The organism is Micromonospora sp. NPDC047527, from assembly GCF_040643015.1.
Classification (GTDB): Bacteria; Actinomycetota; Actinomycetes; order Mycobacteriales; family Micromonosporaceae; genus Micromonospora.
Genome location: NZ_JBEYTK010000003.1, coordinates 591,532 through 607,304, shown reverse-complemented (window position 1 = coordinate 607,304; position 15,773 = coordinate 591,532). Strand labels below are relative to the sequence as shown.

General features: G+C 74.8%; 15 protein-coding genes. 5 read left to right on the top strand and 10 right to left on the bottom strand.

Annotated features, from left to right (window positions below; genetic code table 11):
- Positions 1 to 19 precede the first annotated feature (19 nt).
- Together ABZ808_RS15770 and ABZ808_RS15765 are read left to right on the top strand one after the other, a co-directional pair.
- Positions 20 to 781: a TetR/AcrR family transcriptional regulator gene (locus ABZ808_RS15770; protein ID WP_357006257.1), complete on the top strand. Its 762-nt coding sequence runs from the start codon at positions 20 to 22 to the stop codon at positions 779 to 781.
- A 9-nt stretch (positions 782 to 790) separates the two neighbouring features.
- On the top strand, positions 791 to 1,825 hold the full coding sequence (locus ABZ808_RS15765) for a helix-turn-helix domain-containing protein (protein WP_357006254.1): 1,035 nt from the start codon (positions 791 to 793) through the stop codon (positions 1,823 to 1,825).
- Between the two features lie 67 nt (positions 1,826 to 1,892).
- Here the strand turns inward: ABZ808_RS15765 and ABZ808_RS15760 are convergent, their stop codons facing one another.
- Genes ABZ808_RS15760 through ABZ808_RS15725 form a run of 8 tightly spaced genes read right to left on the bottom strand, consistent with a single transcriptional unit; the run spans position 1,893 to position 10,493 of the window.
- Positions 1,893 to 2,876, bottom strand: a complete 984-nt coding sequence (locus ABZ808_RS15760) for a DNA topoisomerase IB (protein ID WP_357006251.1) — start codon at positions 2,874 to 2,876, stop codon at positions 1,893 to 1,895.
- Positions 2,860 to 3,813, bottom strand: coding sequence for a glycosyltransferase family 9 protein (locus ABZ808_RS15755; protein ID WP_357006248.1), 954 nt, complete (start codon positions 3,811 to 3,813; stop codon positions 2,860 to 2,862). Before ABZ808_RS15755 ends, ABZ808_RS15760 begins: the two co-directional genes overlap by 17 nt.
- On the bottom strand, positions 3,810 to 4,511 hold the full coding sequence (locus ABZ808_RS15750; RefSeq protein WP_357006245.1) for an SDR family oxidoreductase: 702 nt from the start codon (positions 4,509 to 4,511) through the stop codon (positions 3,810 to 3,812). The genes ABZ808_RS15755 and ABZ808_RS15750 overlap by 4 nt, the downstream gene beginning before the upstream one ends.
- Positions 4,508 to 6,040 (bottom strand): PfkB family carbohydrate kinase, encoded by a 1,533-nt coding sequence (locus ABZ808_RS15745; RefSeq protein ID WP_357006243.1) that lies wholly within the window; start codon positions 6,038 to 6,040, stop codon positions 4,508 to 4,510. Before ABZ808_RS15745 ends, ABZ808_RS15750 begins: the two co-directional genes overlap by 4 nt.
- Before the next feature lie 16 nt (positions 6,041 to 6,056).
- Complete coding sequence (locus ABZ808_RS15740; protein WP_357006815.1) at positions 6,057 to 6,767, bottom strand: SIS domain-containing protein; 711 nt, start codon at positions 6,765 to 6,767, stop codon at positions 6,057 to 6,059.
- Positions 6,764 to 7,981, bottom strand: coding sequence for a glycosyltransferase (locus ABZ808_RS15735; RefSeq protein ID WP_357006240.1), 1,218 nt, complete (start codon positions 7,979 to 7,981; stop codon positions 6,764 to 6,766). The genes ABZ808_RS15740 and ABZ808_RS15735 overlap by 4 nt, the downstream gene beginning before the upstream one ends.
- Positions 7,966 to 8,940 (bottom strand): glycosyltransferase, encoded by a 975-nt coding sequence (locus tag ABZ808_RS15730; RefSeq protein WP_357006237.1) that lies wholly within the window; start codon positions 8,938 to 8,940, stop codon positions 7,966 to 7,968. The genes ABZ808_RS15735 and ABZ808_RS15730 overlap by 16 nt, the downstream gene beginning before the upstream one ends.
- On the bottom strand, positions 8,937 to 10,493 hold the full coding sequence (locus ABZ808_RS15725; RefSeq protein WP_357006234.1) for an HAD-IIIA family hydrolase: 1,557 nt from the start codon (positions 10,491 to 10,493) through the stop codon (positions 8,937 to 8,939). Before ABZ808_RS15725 ends, ABZ808_RS15730 begins: the two co-directional genes overlap by 4 nt.
- Before the next feature lie 268 nt (positions 10,494 to 10,761).
- Between ABZ808_RS15725 and ABZ808_RS15720 the strand changes: the two genes are divergently transcribed.
- The gene (locus tag ABZ808_RS15720; protein ID WP_357006231.1) at positions 10,762 to 11,208 is read left to right on the top strand and encodes an SRPBCC family protein; all 447 of its coding nucleotides are present in this window, start codon (positions 10,762 to 10,764) and stop codon (positions 11,206 to 11,208) included.
- A gap of 141 nt (positions 11,209 to 11,349) precedes the next feature.
- Positions 11,350 to 12,117: a polyprenol monophosphomannose synthase gene (locus tag ABZ808_RS15715; RefSeq protein ID WP_357006228.1), complete on the top strand. Its 768-nt coding sequence runs from the start codon at positions 11,350 to 11,352 to the stop codon at positions 12,115 to 12,117.
- Between the two features lie 37 nt (positions 12,118 to 12,154).
- On the opposite strand, the gene ABZ808_RS15710 is transcribed toward ABZ808_RS15715, so the two are convergent.
- A complete protein-coding gene (locus ABZ808_RS15710) occupies positions 12,155 to 13,762 on the bottom strand; it encodes an NAD(P)/FAD-dependent oxidoreductase (RefSeq protein ID WP_357006225.1) in 1,608 nt (535 codons plus the stop codon).
- 72 nt (positions 13,763 to 13,834) lie between these two features.
- Here ABZ808_RS15710 and ABZ808_RS15705 point away from each other — a divergent pair, with 72 nt between their 5' ends.
- Positions 13,835 to 15,268 carry an aldehyde dehydrogenase family protein gene (locus ABZ808_RS15705; RefSeq protein ID WP_357006222.1) on the top strand — a complete coding sequence of 478 codons (1,434 nt, stop codon included), beginning with the start codon at positions 13,835 to 13,837 and terminating at the stop codon, positions 15,266 to 15,268.
- A gap of 61 nt (positions 15,269 to 15,329) precedes the next feature.
- Here ABZ808_RS15705 and ABZ808_RS15700 read toward each other — a convergent pair whose 3' ends face one another.
- On the bottom strand, positions 15,330 to 15,731 hold the full coding sequence (locus ABZ808_RS15700; RefSeq protein ID WP_357006219.1) for a ChaB family protein: 402 nt from the start codon (positions 15,729 to 15,731) through the stop codon (positions 15,330 to 15,332).
- Between the last annotated feature and the right edge of the window lie 42 nt (positions 15,732 to 15,773).

The following is a 15,773-nucleotide window of genomic DNA, read 5'->3' as shown; positions in this document are numbered from 1 at the left end:
GGCGGAGCAAGGAGGACATGTGGCGGCGAAGACAGACGACAGCGGGCCAGTGATCCCGCCGGCCATCGAGAGCGCCTGGGGGCTGCGGGAGCGGCCACCGAAAGGCCCCCGACCGGGGCTGAGCGTGCCCACCATCGTGGACGCCGCCGTACGGGTCGCCGACGCCGACGGGCTCGCCGCCGTCTCGATGAGCAGGGTGGCCAAGGAGCTGGGCGCCGCCACCATGGCCCTCTACCGGTACGTCAGCGCGAAGGACGAGCTGCTGATGCTCATGGTGGACACCGGGTACGGCCCGTCACCCGGCCCGCCCCCGCCGGAGCACGACTGGCGCGCCGGCCTGACCCGCTGGGCCTGGGCCGAGCACGAGGTGCTGCGGCACCGGTCCTGGCTGCTGCACGTGCCGATCACCGGCCCGCCGATCACGCCACAGCAGCTCGGCTGGCTGGAGGACGGGCTGCGCTGCCTCGACGCCACCGCTCTCGCCGAGGGCGAGAAGATGTCGGCGCTCCTGCTGATCACCGGGTACGTCCGCAACGAGGCCACCCTCACGTCGCAGATCGCCGAGGGCAGCCGGGCCGCCGGCATCGCGCCGGGCGAGGTGATGCCGGCGTACGGTCGGATGGTGGCCCGCCTCATCGACCCGGCCCGCTTCCCGGCGCTGCACCGGGTGCTGACCGCCGGCGTGCTGACCCAGGACGACGACCCGGACGACGAGTTCACCTTCGGCCTCGACCGCATCCTCGACGGCATCGAGGCCCTGATCCACCGCCGAGCCGCCTGAGGAGGCCGGATGCTGCACCGGGACACCGTCGACACCACCGTCCTGCCGCCGGGTGAGCGGTTCGGGATGTGGCTGGACCTGGTCGCGCGCACGTCGGCGCCCCTGCGGATCCAGTCCGCGCACAGCGCCGACTTCGCCGCCCGCGCCGACTTCCTCCACCTCGGCCCGATCCAGCTGGTGGAATACCGGTACCCGTCGCTGGACGCCACCCGCACCCGCAAGCTGATCCAGCGCTCCGACCCGGAGTTGTACGTCCTCGCCCTCACCACCGGCGGCGTCGGCACCTCCAGCCAGGACGGTCGGCACAGCGAGATCCAGACCGGCGAGTTCACCTTCTACGACGCCTCCCGCCCGCACGACGTCTGTCACCACGCCACCGAACCGGAACGCGACCAGGCCACCTCGATCATCACGCTGATTCCGCACGCCGCGCTGCCGTTGCCGCCGCAGCGGCTGGCCGCGCTCTACGGCGGCCGGATGCCCGGCAGCGAGGGAGTCGGGGCGCTGCTGGCGCAGTTCCTGCTCCGGATCAACGGGCACCCCGAGCAGTACCACGCCGCCGACGCCAACCGGCTCGGCGCGGTGGGACTGGACCTGGCCACCACCATGCTCGGGCGGCACCTGGTCGCCGAGGACGCGGTGCCCACCGAGGTACGCCGACGCGCGCTGGTCACCCAGGTGCAGGCGTACGTCCACCGCCACCTCGGCAACCCGGCACTCACCCCGCAGGTCGTCGCGGACGCCCACCACATCGCGCTGCGCACACTGCACCGGCTGTTCGAGGGTGAGGAGTCCACCGTGGCGTCGTACATCCGGGACCTGCGGCTGGCGCGGTGCCGGCGTGACCTCACCGACCCGGTGCTGCGTACCCAGCCGGTGCAGGCCATCGCCGCCCGTTGGGGCTTCTCCGACAAAGCCCACTTCAGTCGGGTGTTCCGGGCCGCCCACGGGCTGAGCCCGCAGGCGTACCGCGAGAGCCACTCCGATCCGGCGCGGATCGTCAATCAACCGGCACCCATGCGCAACGCGCCCCGGGCAAACTGACAACCATCGGGGGCTGTGGCGAGGCGCCCGCCGCCAGGCGGCGGCGGGCGGCCGCCCGGGTGTCGCCTCAGGCCTTCTCCAGCAACTCCAACACGACGCGTTCGGCCTCCTCGCGCGGCGCCCGCGGATCCAACGACGCCACCACCCCGTCGTGGTAGAGGTCGACCACGCGGGGGTCCACGTAGGAGGTACGCGCCACCGTGGGCGTGTTGCCCAGCAGTTCGGCCACCTCGCGCATCACCGCCACGACGGCCTTGCGCCGGGCGGTCATCGAACGCGCCGGGCCGACGGTGGCCAACTCGGTGGCGGCCAGCACGGTGGCATGCCAGGTGCGGAAGTCCTTGGCTGTCATCTCCCCACCGCTGGCGTCGCGCAGATAGACGTTGACCTCGTCACTGCGCACGTCGCGCCACTCCCGACCGTCCCAGTAGCCGAACAGCCGGTCCGCCGTACGCCGGCGACGGCGCAGGTTGGTCAGCACCTGGCACAGCTCCGGATCCTCGATCCGGCGCACCTGCTCGATGCCGCCCTTCGCGGGAAACTCGAAGACCACACAGCCCTTGCGGGACCGGGCGTGCTCGGGCCGCAGGGTGGACACCCCGAACGTCGGCTCGTCGCCGGCCGCGTACTGGTCGCTGCCGACCCGGAACATCCCCATGTCCAGCAGCCGGGCCACCGTGGCCAGCACCCGGTCCCGACCCAGCCCTCGGCCGTCCAGGTCGCGCCCCACCCGCTCGCGCAGCACCGGCAGCCGGCGGGCCACCTCCAGCATGTGGTCGAACTTCGCCTCGTCCTGCTTCTCCCGCCACAGCGGGTGGTAGAGGTACTGCTTGCGGCCGGCCACGTCAACGCCGATCGCCTGGATGTGCCCGTTCGGGTACGGCGAGATCCAGACGTCCTGCCAGGCCGGCGGGATGACCAACTCACGCAGCCGGGCCAGGACGTCGGGATCCTTGACCGGGGCGCCGGCCGGATCGACGAAGAGCCACCCCTTGCCACGCCGTCGACGGCCGTACCCCGGCCGACCCGGATCGCTACGCCGCAACCGCACCGGAGACCCGCACCACCCGTTCCACCTCGTCCACGGCGGCCAACACCTCGTCGAGGTGCACCGCCGCCAACGCCGGATGGCTTCCTACCCCGTCCCACCTGGGCTTATGCTCGTCGCCGGCCCAGAGCACCCGGTGCCGGGGCCGATCCGGCGGCGGGCCCCACCGGGCCGGCGGCACCGGCCCGAAGAGCACCACCGACGCCGTGCCGTAGCCGGTGGCCAGGTGAGCCACGCCGGTGTCCCCGCTGACCACCAGCCGGGCGTCGGCGACCAGCGCGGCCAGCGCGCCGAGGTCCGTCCGACCGGCCAGCACCGAGTCGGGTGGCAGACCGGCCGCGTCGGCCACCCGGGCGGTCAGCGCCCGCTCGTCGGCCGAGCCGGTGAGCAGCACCCGGTGCCCCCGGTCGGTGAGCGCCCGCGCCAGCGCGGCGAACCGCTCGGCGGGCCAGCGCTTGGCGGGGACGTTGCTGCCGGGATGCAGCACGGTGGCCCCGACGGGCAGACCGCTCGGCGCGGGTCGCCGCAGCGCGAGGTCGGTGCGGTCGGCCGGGATCCCGTACCAGGACAGCAGCCGGCACCACCGGTCCACCTCGTGCTCCTCGTCGACCCAGCGCGGGCCGTCGCCGAACCCGGCGTCGGTGTTGGCGAAGGCCAGCAGCCGTGCGGGACGGGCGGCGGCGAGCAGCCGGTGTGACTGTGGGCCGCGACCGTGCAGGTTGACCGCGACCAGCGGGGCCGGACCGGGCCAGACCGGCCCGTCCAGCCCGGAGGTGTCCACCAGCCGGTCGACGCCGCCCACCAGGTCGACCAGCGGCGCCAGCGCGGTGGGCGCGGCGAGCGCCAGTTCCCGACCCGGGTACGCGGCGCGCAGCGCCCGCAGCGCGGGCGCGGCGGTGACCAGGTCGCCGACGCCGAGGGCGCGCAGCACGAGGATCACGGGTACGACGTCTCCTGCTCGGCGCAGACCACCAGCTCGCGGACCGCGCAGCCGGGCGGCTGGTTGAGCGCGAACATGACCGCCGCGGCCGTGTCCACCGGATCGTTGAGGTTGGCGTCCGGTCCCGGTTTGTACTGCGGGTCGCGCTCGTCGAAGAACGCGGTCCGCATTCCCCCGGGAATGAGCAGGGTGACCCCGACCTGGCCGGCCAGCTCGGCGGCGAGGGCACGGGTGAAGCCGACCACGCCGAACTTCGCCGCGCAGTACGCGGTGGCGTCGCTGACCGCCTTGACGCCCAGGGTGGACGCGACAGTGACGATGCGTCCCCGCGAGGTCAGCAGGAACGGCAGCGCGGCCCGGATCACCGCGGCGGTGGCCAGCAGGTCGACGGCGACGATCCGGTCCCAGGTCTCCCCCGGCACGTCGGCGAGGCGACCCGGCACGTCCATGCCGGCGGCGGTGACCACGGCGTCGAGGCCACCGGCCTGCTCGGCGAGGTGCTGGGTGGCCACCTCGGCGGCCCGGGTGTCGGCCAGGTCGCACTCCGTCCAGGACACCCCGTCGACCGGCGGCTGCCGGTCCAGCACCAGCGGCCGGCCACCCGACGCGGCCACCGCGGCGACCACCGCCGCGCCGAGCCCGCTGGAGCCGCCGGTGACCAGGACGGTGGGCCCGGCACCGGGGCTCATGGCGGTCATCGGGTCCCCTCCCGCGTCATCGACACCGGCGCGACGACCGGATGCTCCGCTCGGCCGAAGGCGGGGTCGACGCCGGCGCCCCGCCCGCCGGAGCGGGCGATCATGTCGGTGGTGGACCGACCGTCCAGATAGGGCACCACCACCGTGTTCCCACCCCAGCGGCGCAGGACCTCCGCCTCGGGCAGCGTGGTGGCGTCCCCACCGCCTGTCGCGTAGTCCCCACCCTTGACCCAGACGTCCGGCCGCAGCCACGACAGCACCGCGTCCGGCGTCGGCTCGTCGAAGACCATGACCGCGTCCACGCAACCCAGCGCGGCCAGCAACCGCGCACGGTCACCCTCGGCCATCACCGGCCGGTCCGAGCCCTTGAGCCCGGCGACACTCGCATCGGAGTTCACGCACACGATCAGGCAGTCACCCAACTGCCGGGCGGCCTGCAGAGTGGCCACATGCCCGGCGTGCAGCAGATCGAAGCAGCCTCCGGTGGCCACCACCGTGCCGCCGGCGGCCCGTACCTCGGCGAGCAGCCCCGCGACCGCCGCGACGCCCACCCGGTCAGCGCCCGACCCCACGACGCCGGACAGGCTCGGTGCCGACCGCCGGGTCCGCGACACCGGCTCACCCCTCGCGCCCACCGGCGGCGGCAGGGCCGCGGCCACTCCCCCACCGGCAACGTACGCGGACGCCTCGGCGACCGCCGCCTGCACCGCCTCGGAGACCAGCGCGCCCTCGGCCAGGGCCAGACTGGCGGCGGCGGCGAACCGGTCACCGGCCCCGCAGGTGTCCCCCTCGGCGCTGCCCGGGGTCGGCACCACCAGCGGTGTCGACCCGGCGTGGCAGAGCAACGCGCCGTCCCCGCCCAGGGTCACCGCGACCGCGCCGGCCCGCCAGCGCCGCCGCAGCCCCTGTGCGCCCCGGGAGGCGGTGGCCAGGCGGGACGCCCCGGGCAGCGCGGGCACCAGCTCGCGTACCTCCGACTCGTTCGGGGTGGCCAGGTGGACGCCGGGCACGGCGGCCGGGCCGCGCGGGTGCGGATCCCACACCACCGGCGCGCGGGTGGCGGCCAGCGCGGCGCGCAGCGCGGGCTGCCGGGCCACCCCCCGGCCGTAGTCGCTGACCAGCACCGCCGACGCCGCACCGATCACCCGCAGCACCTCGTCGGAGGGCTGGCCCGGCTCACCGGACGCACCGCCCCGGTCGTGCCGCAGCAGCACCCGACCCCGGGCCCGCAACCGGATCTTCTCCGGCGTCGCCCCGCACAGGGCCAGCGGGTACACCCGCACTCCGGCGGCGGCGAGCAGCGCACTGAGCCGCGCGCCCCCGGCGTCGTCGGCGAGCGCGGTCACCAGCACCACGTCGGCACCCTGGGCGGCGGCGAACACCGCCGCCAGGCCCGCGCCGCCGGGCCGGTCGACCGCCGAGGTCTCGTCGAGCACCGGCACCGGGGAGTCCGGGCAGAGGCGGTTCACCATCCCTTCCACGTCCCGGTCGAGCAGGGTGTCGCCGACGACCACCACGGGTCCCCTCACGCTTTCCTCCTCATCCTCACGCGTCGACCTGTTGCTCCGCACCGCCGTCGAGCACCACCTCGACGCCGGTGCGTACCGGCCTGCCGGACGGAAGCCGACCGGCCGGCGCGGGCTCGGTCGGCGCCGGTCGGGCGGGTACGGCAGCGGCCAGCGCGGCGGGCAGTTCCTGTTCGAGGTACTCGCACAGCAGGTGGCTGGTGACGAGGTGCAACTCCTGGACGACCTGGGTGTCGACCGACGACACGGCGAGCACCTCGTCGCAGGCGTCGGCGAGGGGGTTGGGGGCGGGCCCGGTGAGCGCCCAGGTGGTGAGGCCGGCCTCGCGGGCGGCGTGCGCGGCGGCGAGCAGGTTGGGGCTGGCGCCGCTCGTGCTGAGCAGCAGCAGGACGTCGCCGGGGCGGCCATGGGCGCGCACCTGGCGCGCGTAGACCTCGTCGTAGCCGTAGTCGTTGGCGATGGCGGTCAGCGCACTGGTCTCGGCGTGCAGGGCGATGGCCGACAGCGGCGGACGGTCGTCGTGCAGCCTGCCGACCAGTTCGGCGGTGAGGTGCTGGGCCTCGGCCGCGCTGCCACCGTTGCCGGCGACCAGCAACCGGCCGCCGCCGGCCAGCCGGTATGCCAGGTCCGCGCCCCAGCGCGCCAGCTGCGGCTCACACCGCCGGTAGGGCGGCAGCGCCGCCGCGAGGTTGTTCAGGTGGGTGTCGAGCAGGCTGCCCGCCGGCATCAGGCCACCACCCGCGTCGGCCGGCGCACCGTGGCGACCTCGCCGTAGATCCCGGCCAGGCGTTCGGCGGTGGCCGCCCACGAGTACCGCGACCGGGCCCGCTCGCCTGCCGCCGTGGCGTACCGGAAACGCCGGATCCGATCATCGAGCAGACGCTGGATCGCGGTGGCCAGGGCGTGCGGGTCGCGCGCCGGCACGAGGTCGCCGGTCGTCCCGTCGACCACTGTGTCGCGGATGCCGCCCACGGCGGTGCCGACGACCGGCACGCCGCAGGCCATCGCCTCCAGCGGGGTCAACCCGAACGGCTCGTACCAGGGGGCGGCGACCAGCAGGTCCGCCGAGCGGTACCAGCGGCCCATCTCCTCCCGGGGCACCGCGCCGACCAGGTGCACCCGGTCGGCGACCCCGCACGACTCGGCCAGCGCCCGCAGCCGCCGGGCGTACGGGTCGGTCTCCAGCAGCCCTTCGGGCGGCCCGCCGACCACCACGCACTCGGCGTCGGGGACCAGCGCCATCGCGCGGACCACCGTCTGGAAGCCCTTGCGTTCGACGAGCCGGCCCACCGTCAGGATCCGCGCCCGACCCGGCTCGCGGTCGGCGACCGGCCCGAGCGGGGTGAACGAGGCGAGGTTGACCCCGGAGGGGACGACGGTCATCCGGGACCGGGGGACCCCCATCCGCACCAGCTCGCCGACCTCGTCGCGGCACTGCGCGACGACCCGGTCCACCGAACGGCCCAACTCCCGCTCGTAGGAGATGCGCCGGGCCGGGCTGGTGTCCTGCACGCCCTGGTAGCGGCGCTTGACGGTGCCCAGCGCGTGGTACGTCTGCACCACCGGCACCCCGGTCTGCCGGCCGGCCGTCAGCGCCGCCAGGCCGCTCATCCAGAAGTGCGCGTGGATCACCTCGGGCACCCAGTCCCCACCCCGCCACCGCTCGACCAGCCACCGGCTGAACTCCCGCATGTGGGGCAGCAGCGCGTCCTTGGCGACCGGCTCGGCCGGGCCGGCCGGCACGTGCACCACGTCGTACCCGTCCGGGGTGCGGACGGTCACCGGCAGGTCGGGGGCGTCACGGCGGGTGTAGACCCGCACCTCGTGCCCGGCGGCGGCGAGCGCGGCGGACAGTTCCGCGACGTGGGTGTTCTGGCCGCCGGCGTCCTCGCCTCCGAGGATGGCGAGCGGGCTGGCGTGCTCCGAGATCATCGCGATCCGCATACTTCCTCCTCCAGCAGCCGGTCCCAGTCAGCGAGGAAACGGTCGAGGCCGTACCTGTCGCGCGCGGCGGTCCGCGCCGCCGCGCCCGCCTGACGTGCGGCGGCCGGTTCGGCGATGAACCGGCTGGCGGCGTCGAGCAGGGTGTCCATCCGGGTGGCGAGGGCCCCCGCCTCCGGGGGCACCGCGGTCACCGCCTCGGTGGTGGCGAGCGCGACGACCGGCATGCCGATCGCCATCGCCTCGATGAGGCTGAGCCCGAGCGAGGTCCAGCGGCACAGGTGCAGGTACGCGCGCCGCCGGGCCAGCTCGGCGTGCATCCGGTCCTGGGGTACGTCGTCGTGGCTGGTGAGCCGGTCGGCGGGCAGCCCGAGGTGGTCGGCGAGACCGGCGACGCCCATGCCGAACACGTCCAGCGGCGCGATCTCGGCGAAGCGGGGCAGCAGGTCGGTGCCGGTGACCCGTCCCCGCCGCACCGGCTCGTTGATTACCACGGCGAGCCGGTCCAGTTCGCCGGTGTACGAGACGGCGGGGGCGACGATGCCGTGGTCGACCACAGTGGTGCGGGTGGTGCCGGTGTCCCAGAAGATCTGGTTGAACCCGGTGACGTGGGCGACGAGCAGGTCGCTCCGGTCGGCCATCGGGTGGCGGGTGTTGGGCACGTCGCCCTTGGGGGTGTTGTGCTCCACGTAGATGGCGGGGACGTCGCGGCCGGGCCGGCGACCCAGCCACTGTTCGGCCAGGTCGACCTCTTCGGGACGTTGCAGGATGACCAGGTCGACGTCGCTGCCCGGCAGGTCGTCGGGGGCCACCTCGACGGCGCTGTCCGGCCAGGGATAGGTGCGGGCCCGGCCGAGGCCGTACGGGCCGCGGTCGGGTGTGGTGGGGACCAGGTAGCGGTGTTTGCCGTGCACGAACGACGTGGTCCAGGAGCCGTGCACGTGCCAGAGCAGGATGTTCATCGGTCACCACCACCGCTGACCAGCGTCCGAACCGCGTCGACCACCTCGGCCGGGTCGACGCCGCTCAGGCACGGATGCCCCGGGACCGGGCAGGTGGCCGCCCGGGTGTCGCGGCACGGCGCACCGGCGTCGCCGAGCCGGACGGTGGGCACCCGGTAGGGCCCCCACTGCCCGAAGGGGACGGTCGGCGCGAAGAGGCTCACCACCGGCACTCCGGCCGCCGCCGCCAGGTGCGCGGGGCCGGTGTTGCCGACCACCACCGCGGCGGCGTCGGCCACGATCGCGGCCAGCCCGGCCAGGTCGGTTCGGCCACCCAGGTCGGTGCCGCCGGCCGCCGCCACCGTCGCGGTGACCGTGCGCTCGTCGGGTCCGCCGGTGACCAGCACCCGGTGCCCGGCGGCGGTCAGCGCCCCGGCGATCCGCGCCGCCAGCGCGGTCGGGCAGGCCCGGCTCGACGCGGCCGACCCGGGGTGCAGCACCACGTAGCCGGGTTCACCGGCGTCGACCGGGCGGGGTGGCACGGCGTCGGGCCGGAGCCGGAGCAACGGTTCGTCGCCGTCGGGCAACCGGTGCCCGGCGGCGGCGGCGAGGGAGAGCGCCCGTTCGGATTCGGGAACGCCCACCGGGACCCGGTGGCGGATGTCCACGAGGGACCCCGGGTAGTCGTCGCTGATCGCGGCGATCCGGGAGATCCCGGCCATCCGCAGCAGCAGCGCCAGCGGCAGGGCGGACTGGTGGAACGAGGTGAACACCACCGCCTGGTCCGCGCCGACGGCGGCGAGGCGGTCGGTCAGGGTTCGCATGGCGGCCGGGTCGACCGGTGCCGGCGTCGGGTCGACCCACGGCAGCGGATGCTCGATGATCTCGTCGACGCAGGGCAGCAGCTCGGCGGCGGCCCGCCCGCGTGGCCCGCACAGCAGCACCACCCGCTGGGCGCCGGCCGCGACGGCGCGGATCGCCGGCCCGGTGACCAGCACGTCCCCGGCCGAGTCCGACCGCACCACCAGAGCCGTCCCCACCGGCTCGGTGACCTGCGCGGGCCGCACCGCCTGCTGGCGGCGCAGGATCTCCCGTACCGCCGATGGCAGGTCGCTGGCCACCCACCCGGCGGCGGCGACCTCCTCCGGTCGGGTCACCGGGGTGGGCACCAGCACACCGGCGGCGCCCGCCGCCAGCGCGGCCGCCACGTCGCGACCGATGTCGCCCACCACCACGCACCGCGTCGCACTCGTGCCCAACTCCCGGGCGGCGGCGTGCACCAGCCCGGGTGCCGGTTTGCGGCAGTCACACCCGTCGGCGTCGTCGTGCGGGCAGACCAACCACGCGTCGAAGCGGCCCAGCAGTTCCTCGACGCGGGCGTGCACGGCCCGCATCTGCTCCTCGCTGAAGAAGCCCCTCGCCAGGCCCGACTGGTTGGTCACCACGCCCAGCCGCAGCCCGGCGGCCCGCAACTCGTCCAGCGCCGCCCGCGCGCCCGGGACCGGCCGCACCTTCTCCGGGTCGCCGTTGTACGGCACGTCCTCGATCAGGGTGCCGTCGCGGTCCAGCAGCACCGCGTCGTACAGGGCACCTCGCAGAGACCCGACAGACCCGGAAACGACCCGACCAGCACCGGCATAAACCCGGGCTGACCTGCGCTGATACGGATCCTCCTGGTCCTGTCGCACAGCCGGCGGGTTCCCTGCGCCCCGAGGAGTAAACGTCGTCGGCGCCGTGGGCCAGCGCCGCCAGCGGTGCCCCGCGTCGGCCTTACCCACAGCCGAAGAGAAGCTAACCCGACGCCTCTGTTAGCCCTCGCAAAGGCGCGGGTATGGGAGCACAGTGGCGATAGTGGAGAAAGTGATCGAGGCTTCCCCGCAGCAGGTGTTCGACGTGCTGGCCGACGGGTGGACGTACAGCGACTGGGTGGTCGGGACGGCGCACGTCCGCGACGTGGACGACGCCTGGCCCCGGGTGGGCAGTCGACTGCACCACCGGGCCGGGCCGTGGCCGCTCTCGTTGCAGGACGCCTCGACGGTGCTGGTCTGCGAGCCACCGCACCGGCTGGTGCTGCGGGCCGGGCTCTGGCCGGCCGGCGAGGCGATCGTGGCGTTCACCCTGGAACCGGTCGACGGAGGCTCCACCCGCGTGCGTATCGGGGAGGATTTCGCCGCCGGGCCGCTGCGCTGGGTCCGCACCAAGGTCAACGACCTGGTGCTGCACCTGCGCAACCGGGAGACACTCAACCGGCTCTCCGACATCGCCACGCGGCAGAAGGGGCCGCGGTGACGCGGACCGTCGTGGCGCCGGGCGTGCGCGCCACGCCCTGCGGCCAGCCCAGCGGCCTCCGGACGGGGAGCCTTTTCAATCCGGATCGGGCAACTGGCTACCCTCTGAGGTAGCCGTGTCCGCAAACCGAGGATGTCCGACATGATCGAGCCCGTCCAGTTGCCGTCGCCGTGGCGAGACGCACACCTGACTGTCGTGGTGCCCACCTACAACGAGGCGGGCAACCTCCCGGCGCTGGTCGAGCGGCTGCTCGCACTGCCGCTGCCGGGCCTGCGCATCCTCGTCGCCGACGACAACTCCCCCGACGGCACCGGCGACGTGGCCGACAAGCTGGCCATCGAGCACCCGGAGCGCATCGAGGTGATGCACCGGGCCGGCAAGGAGGGCCTGGGTCGGGCGTACGTCGCCGGGATGACCCGGGCGATCGAGGGCGGCGCCGAGTTCGTGGCGCAGATGGACGCGGATCTGTCGCACCCGCCGGCGGCGCTGCCGGGGATGCTGGGCGCGCTGCTCTCCACCCAGGCCAGCGTGGTGATCGGTTCCCGCTATGTGCCCGGCGGCGAGCTGGACGAGAACTGGCCGCTCTACCGTCGGGCCCTCAGCGGCTGGGCGAACCTCTACGTGCACACCCTGCTGCGGGTACGCATCCGGGACCTGACCGCCGGCTTCAAGATCTGGCGGGCCGACGCGCTGCGGGACATCGGCCTGGAGCGGGTGCAGTCCAACGGCTACAGCTTCCAGGTGGAGATGCACTACCTGGCCACCAAGCTCGGGCACACCATCCTGGAGGTGCCGATCCGCTTCGAGGAGCGGCGCGACGGCGAGTCGAAGATGACCACCGCGACCAAGGTCGAGAGCGCGCTGATGCCGTTCAAGCTGCGCAGCAAGCACCGCAACATCACCGGCTGACCGACGCCCGGCCGGCCCGCGCGGCGGGCCGGCCGGGTCAGTCGGGGTAGACGGCGCGGTGGGCGGTGGCGATGGCTGCGGCGTACGCCCGCCCGGTGAGGGCACGGTCGCGCGCCAGCGCCGCGCGGGCGGCGTTCGCGCCCGGCGCGCCGTGCACCCCGCCGCCCGGGTGCGCCGAGGCGCTGGCCAGGAAGAGCCGGTCCACCGGCGTGTCCGCCCGGCCCAGACCGGGGATCGGGCGCAGGAACAGCTGCTGGTACGCGGCCGCGGTGCCGCCGCCGAGCGCCCCGCCGACCAGGCTCGGGTTGCCCCTCTCCAGGTCTGCGGGGCCGGCCACGTGCCGGCCGACGACGAGCTGCCGGAAGCCCGGGGCCGCCGCCTCCAGGACGTCCTCCATCCGCTGCACGTGCCCGGCGATGTCCTCGGCCCGCCAGTCCCGGCGGAACGGCAGGTGGGTGTACGCCCAGAGCGACTCGGTGCCCGGCGGGGAGTGGCTGGGATCGGCCACGGACATCTGCCCGACCAGCAGGAACGGGTCCCGGGGCAGCTCGCCACGGGCCAGCTCACCGGCGTAGGAGGTCAACCCGTCGAGGTCCGCGCCGAGGTGCACGGTGCCGGCGCCGGCGATCTGCCGGTTGGTCCACGGCACCGGAGCGGAGAGCGCCCAGTCCACCTTCAGCGTCGAGCCGTCCCACCGGAAGTGCGCCAGGTCCTCCACCAGCCGCGACGGCAGCATCGCCGCACCGACGAGGTCGAGGTAGAGCGCCGGCGCCGGCACGTCGGCGAGGACCGCCCGGCGGGCCCGCCACAGCGTGCCGCCGTCGGTGCGTACCCCCATGGCCCGGCCCCGGGCGGTGAGCACCCGGTCGACGCGGGCGCCGTAGAGGATGCGTCCGCCGCGCTCCTGTAGCCGGGCCACCAGCGCGTTGGTGATCTGCCGCGCGCCGCCCTCGGGCACCGGCCAGCCGACCTGCTGCCCGAGCATGGCCAGCAGCCAGCCGTACACGCCGGACCCGGCCTCCTCGGGGGACAGGTCGGTGTGCAGGGCGCAGCCGGCGAGCAGCGCCGGCCCGCCGGGGCCGTCGAAGAGTTCGTCGCCGAGCTTGCGGACCGGCACCACCAGGCGCCGGGCCAGCCGCAGGGCGCCCGCGATCCGCAGCTGGCGCAGCAGGCCGAGCCCGCCGCGCACCGGCGGGAACGGCGTGGTGATGGAGGTCAGCATCGGCTCGGCCACGTCGAGCCAGTCGGAGTACGCGTTGAGCCAGCGCTTGCCGTCGCCGGGGGCGAACTGCTCCAGCGAGGCGGCCGTGACGTCCGGATCCCGATTGATCACCGCGGCCCGGCCGTCGGGCAGCAGGTGCGCCAACACGTCCGGGGCGTGCCGCCAGCGCAGCCCGTGCCGGCCCAGGTCGAGCCCGCGCAGGACGGGCGAGGCGTACCCGAGGGGGTAGAACGAGCTGTAGAGGTCGCTGAGGTAGCCGGGCGCGGTCACCTCGGCGGACTGGACCGCGCCGCCGGGGACCGAGGTCGCCTCCAGCACCACCACGTCCCAGCCGGCGTCGGCGAGCAGGTTGGCCGCGACGAGGCCGTTGTGCCCGGCCCCGACGACGACGGCGTCCGCGTTCTGCGCGCCGGTGGTTGTCATCGGATCCGCCTACCCGGCGCGCAACCGGGCGAAACGCGTTTGCCGGGCCGGGGCCGGGGCATGCAGCGCCGCATGTACACGGTTGCGCAGTTGGTGGGCGGGGTGTGGGGCGCGGGCGGTGCGGGCGGCGAGCTGGTCGTCCACGATCCGGCGGACGGCTCGCCGGTCACCTCGGTGCCGGTGGCGACGGCCGACGAGGTCGGTAAGGCGGCGCAGGCGGCGCGGGAGACGGCCGCCGAGTGGGCGGCGACCGCGCCGGCCGCGCGGGCGGCGGCGTTGCACCGGGCGGCGGACGCGGTGGCGGCGGTCATCGACGAGTTAGCGGCGGCGGTGACCGCGGAGATGGGCAAGCCCCTCGCGGACGCCCGGGGCGGGGTCGAGGCGGGCATCGGCACCCTGCGACAGTACGCGGAGCTGGCACCGCTGCGCGGCGGGCGGACACTGAACGGCGGCGCGGACGCGGTGGACTTCATGACCCCGCAGCCACGGGGTGTGGTGGCCGCGATAACCCCCTGGAACGACCCGGTGGCGGTGTCCTGCGGGCTGCTCGGCGCGGCCCTGGTCACCGGCAACGTGGTGCTCTACAAACCCAGTGAACGGACGCCCGCGACCGGCTGGCTGCTGGCCCGCGCCCTGGACGAGGCGCTGCCCGCGGGTGTGCTGTCGCTGCTCACCGGCGGCCCGGAGGTCGGTGCGGCCCTGGCCGCCCAGGACGTCGACGTGGTCGCGCACGTCGGTTCCACCGCCACCGGGCGCTCGATCGCCGCCGCCGCGGCCCGCACCGGTGCGAAGGTGCTGCTGGAGAACGGTGGCAGCGACCCGTTGATCGTCGACGCGGACGTCGACCCGCTGTGGGCGGCCGGTCAGGCCGCGCTCGGCGCGTTCGCCAACGCCGGGCAGATCTGCGTGGCTGTGGAGCGGATCTACGTGCACCGGCAGGTTGCCGAGGATTTCGTGGCAGCGCTCGTGGGGCACGCTGACGCGCTGCGGGTAGGGCCGGGCCGGGACCCGGGCACCGAGCTGGGCCCGTTGGTCGACAGACGGCACCGCGACCACGTGCACGGTCAGGTGACGGCGGCGGTGGCCGACGGCGCACGGGTCCTCGTCGGCGGTGCGGTGCCGGACGGGCCGGGGGCGTTCTATCCGGCCACGGTGGTCACCGACTGCCGGCACGACATGCCGCTGGTGCGGGAGGAGACCTTCGGCCCGGTCGCCCCGGTGGTGGTCGTCGACTCGTTCGACGAGGCGTTGCGCTGCGCCGCGGACTCCCCGTACGGGCTGGCCGCCACGGTGTTGACCCCCTCGATGAGTCACGCACAGCGCGCCTGGCGGGAGCTGCCGGTGGGCACTGTCAAGGTCAACGCGGTGTTCGGGGGCGCACCGGGTGGCGCCGCGCATCCGCGCCGGGCCAGTGGGCAGGGCTTCGGGTACGGCCCGGAACTGCTGGACGAGTTCACCGCCACGAAGGCGGTGCACATCGAGGCGCCGGGCGGCGGGCACTGGTGAACGGGGTACGGGCGGACGCGCCGCGTCCGCCCGTACCGCGTCGGTGTCTGTCTGCCGGTGGTCAGTCGCCGCGGGCCCTGCGGGTGGCCCGGTCGTTGGCCTTCTCGATCGCCTTGACCAGTTCCGGCTTGGTCATGCTGGAGCGGCCGGCAACGTCCAGCTTGCGCGCCACTGACAGCAGGTGGTCCTTGGTGGCGTTGGCGTCCACCCCACCCGCCGTGGGTGCCCGCCGCTCCGGTCCGCCGCCGGCGGCCTGCTGGTCACTCGGGCCCTTGCGGCCCTTGGGCTCCCAGTGGTCGCCCACCTTCTCGAACTCGTGCTTCACCGCGGCGAAGGCGGTGCGGTGCGACCGCTCCCCCTCGCCGTAGGTCTCCACCGCCGAGTCGTGCGTCTTCTCCCAGGTGCGCTGCGCCTTATCCGGGGAGCGTCGCAGCGTGCTGGGCATGTCCTCGCGCCCGGGCATCTCGTCCTCCTCCGTGTGGACAGGGTCACCGTGACCGTTCCC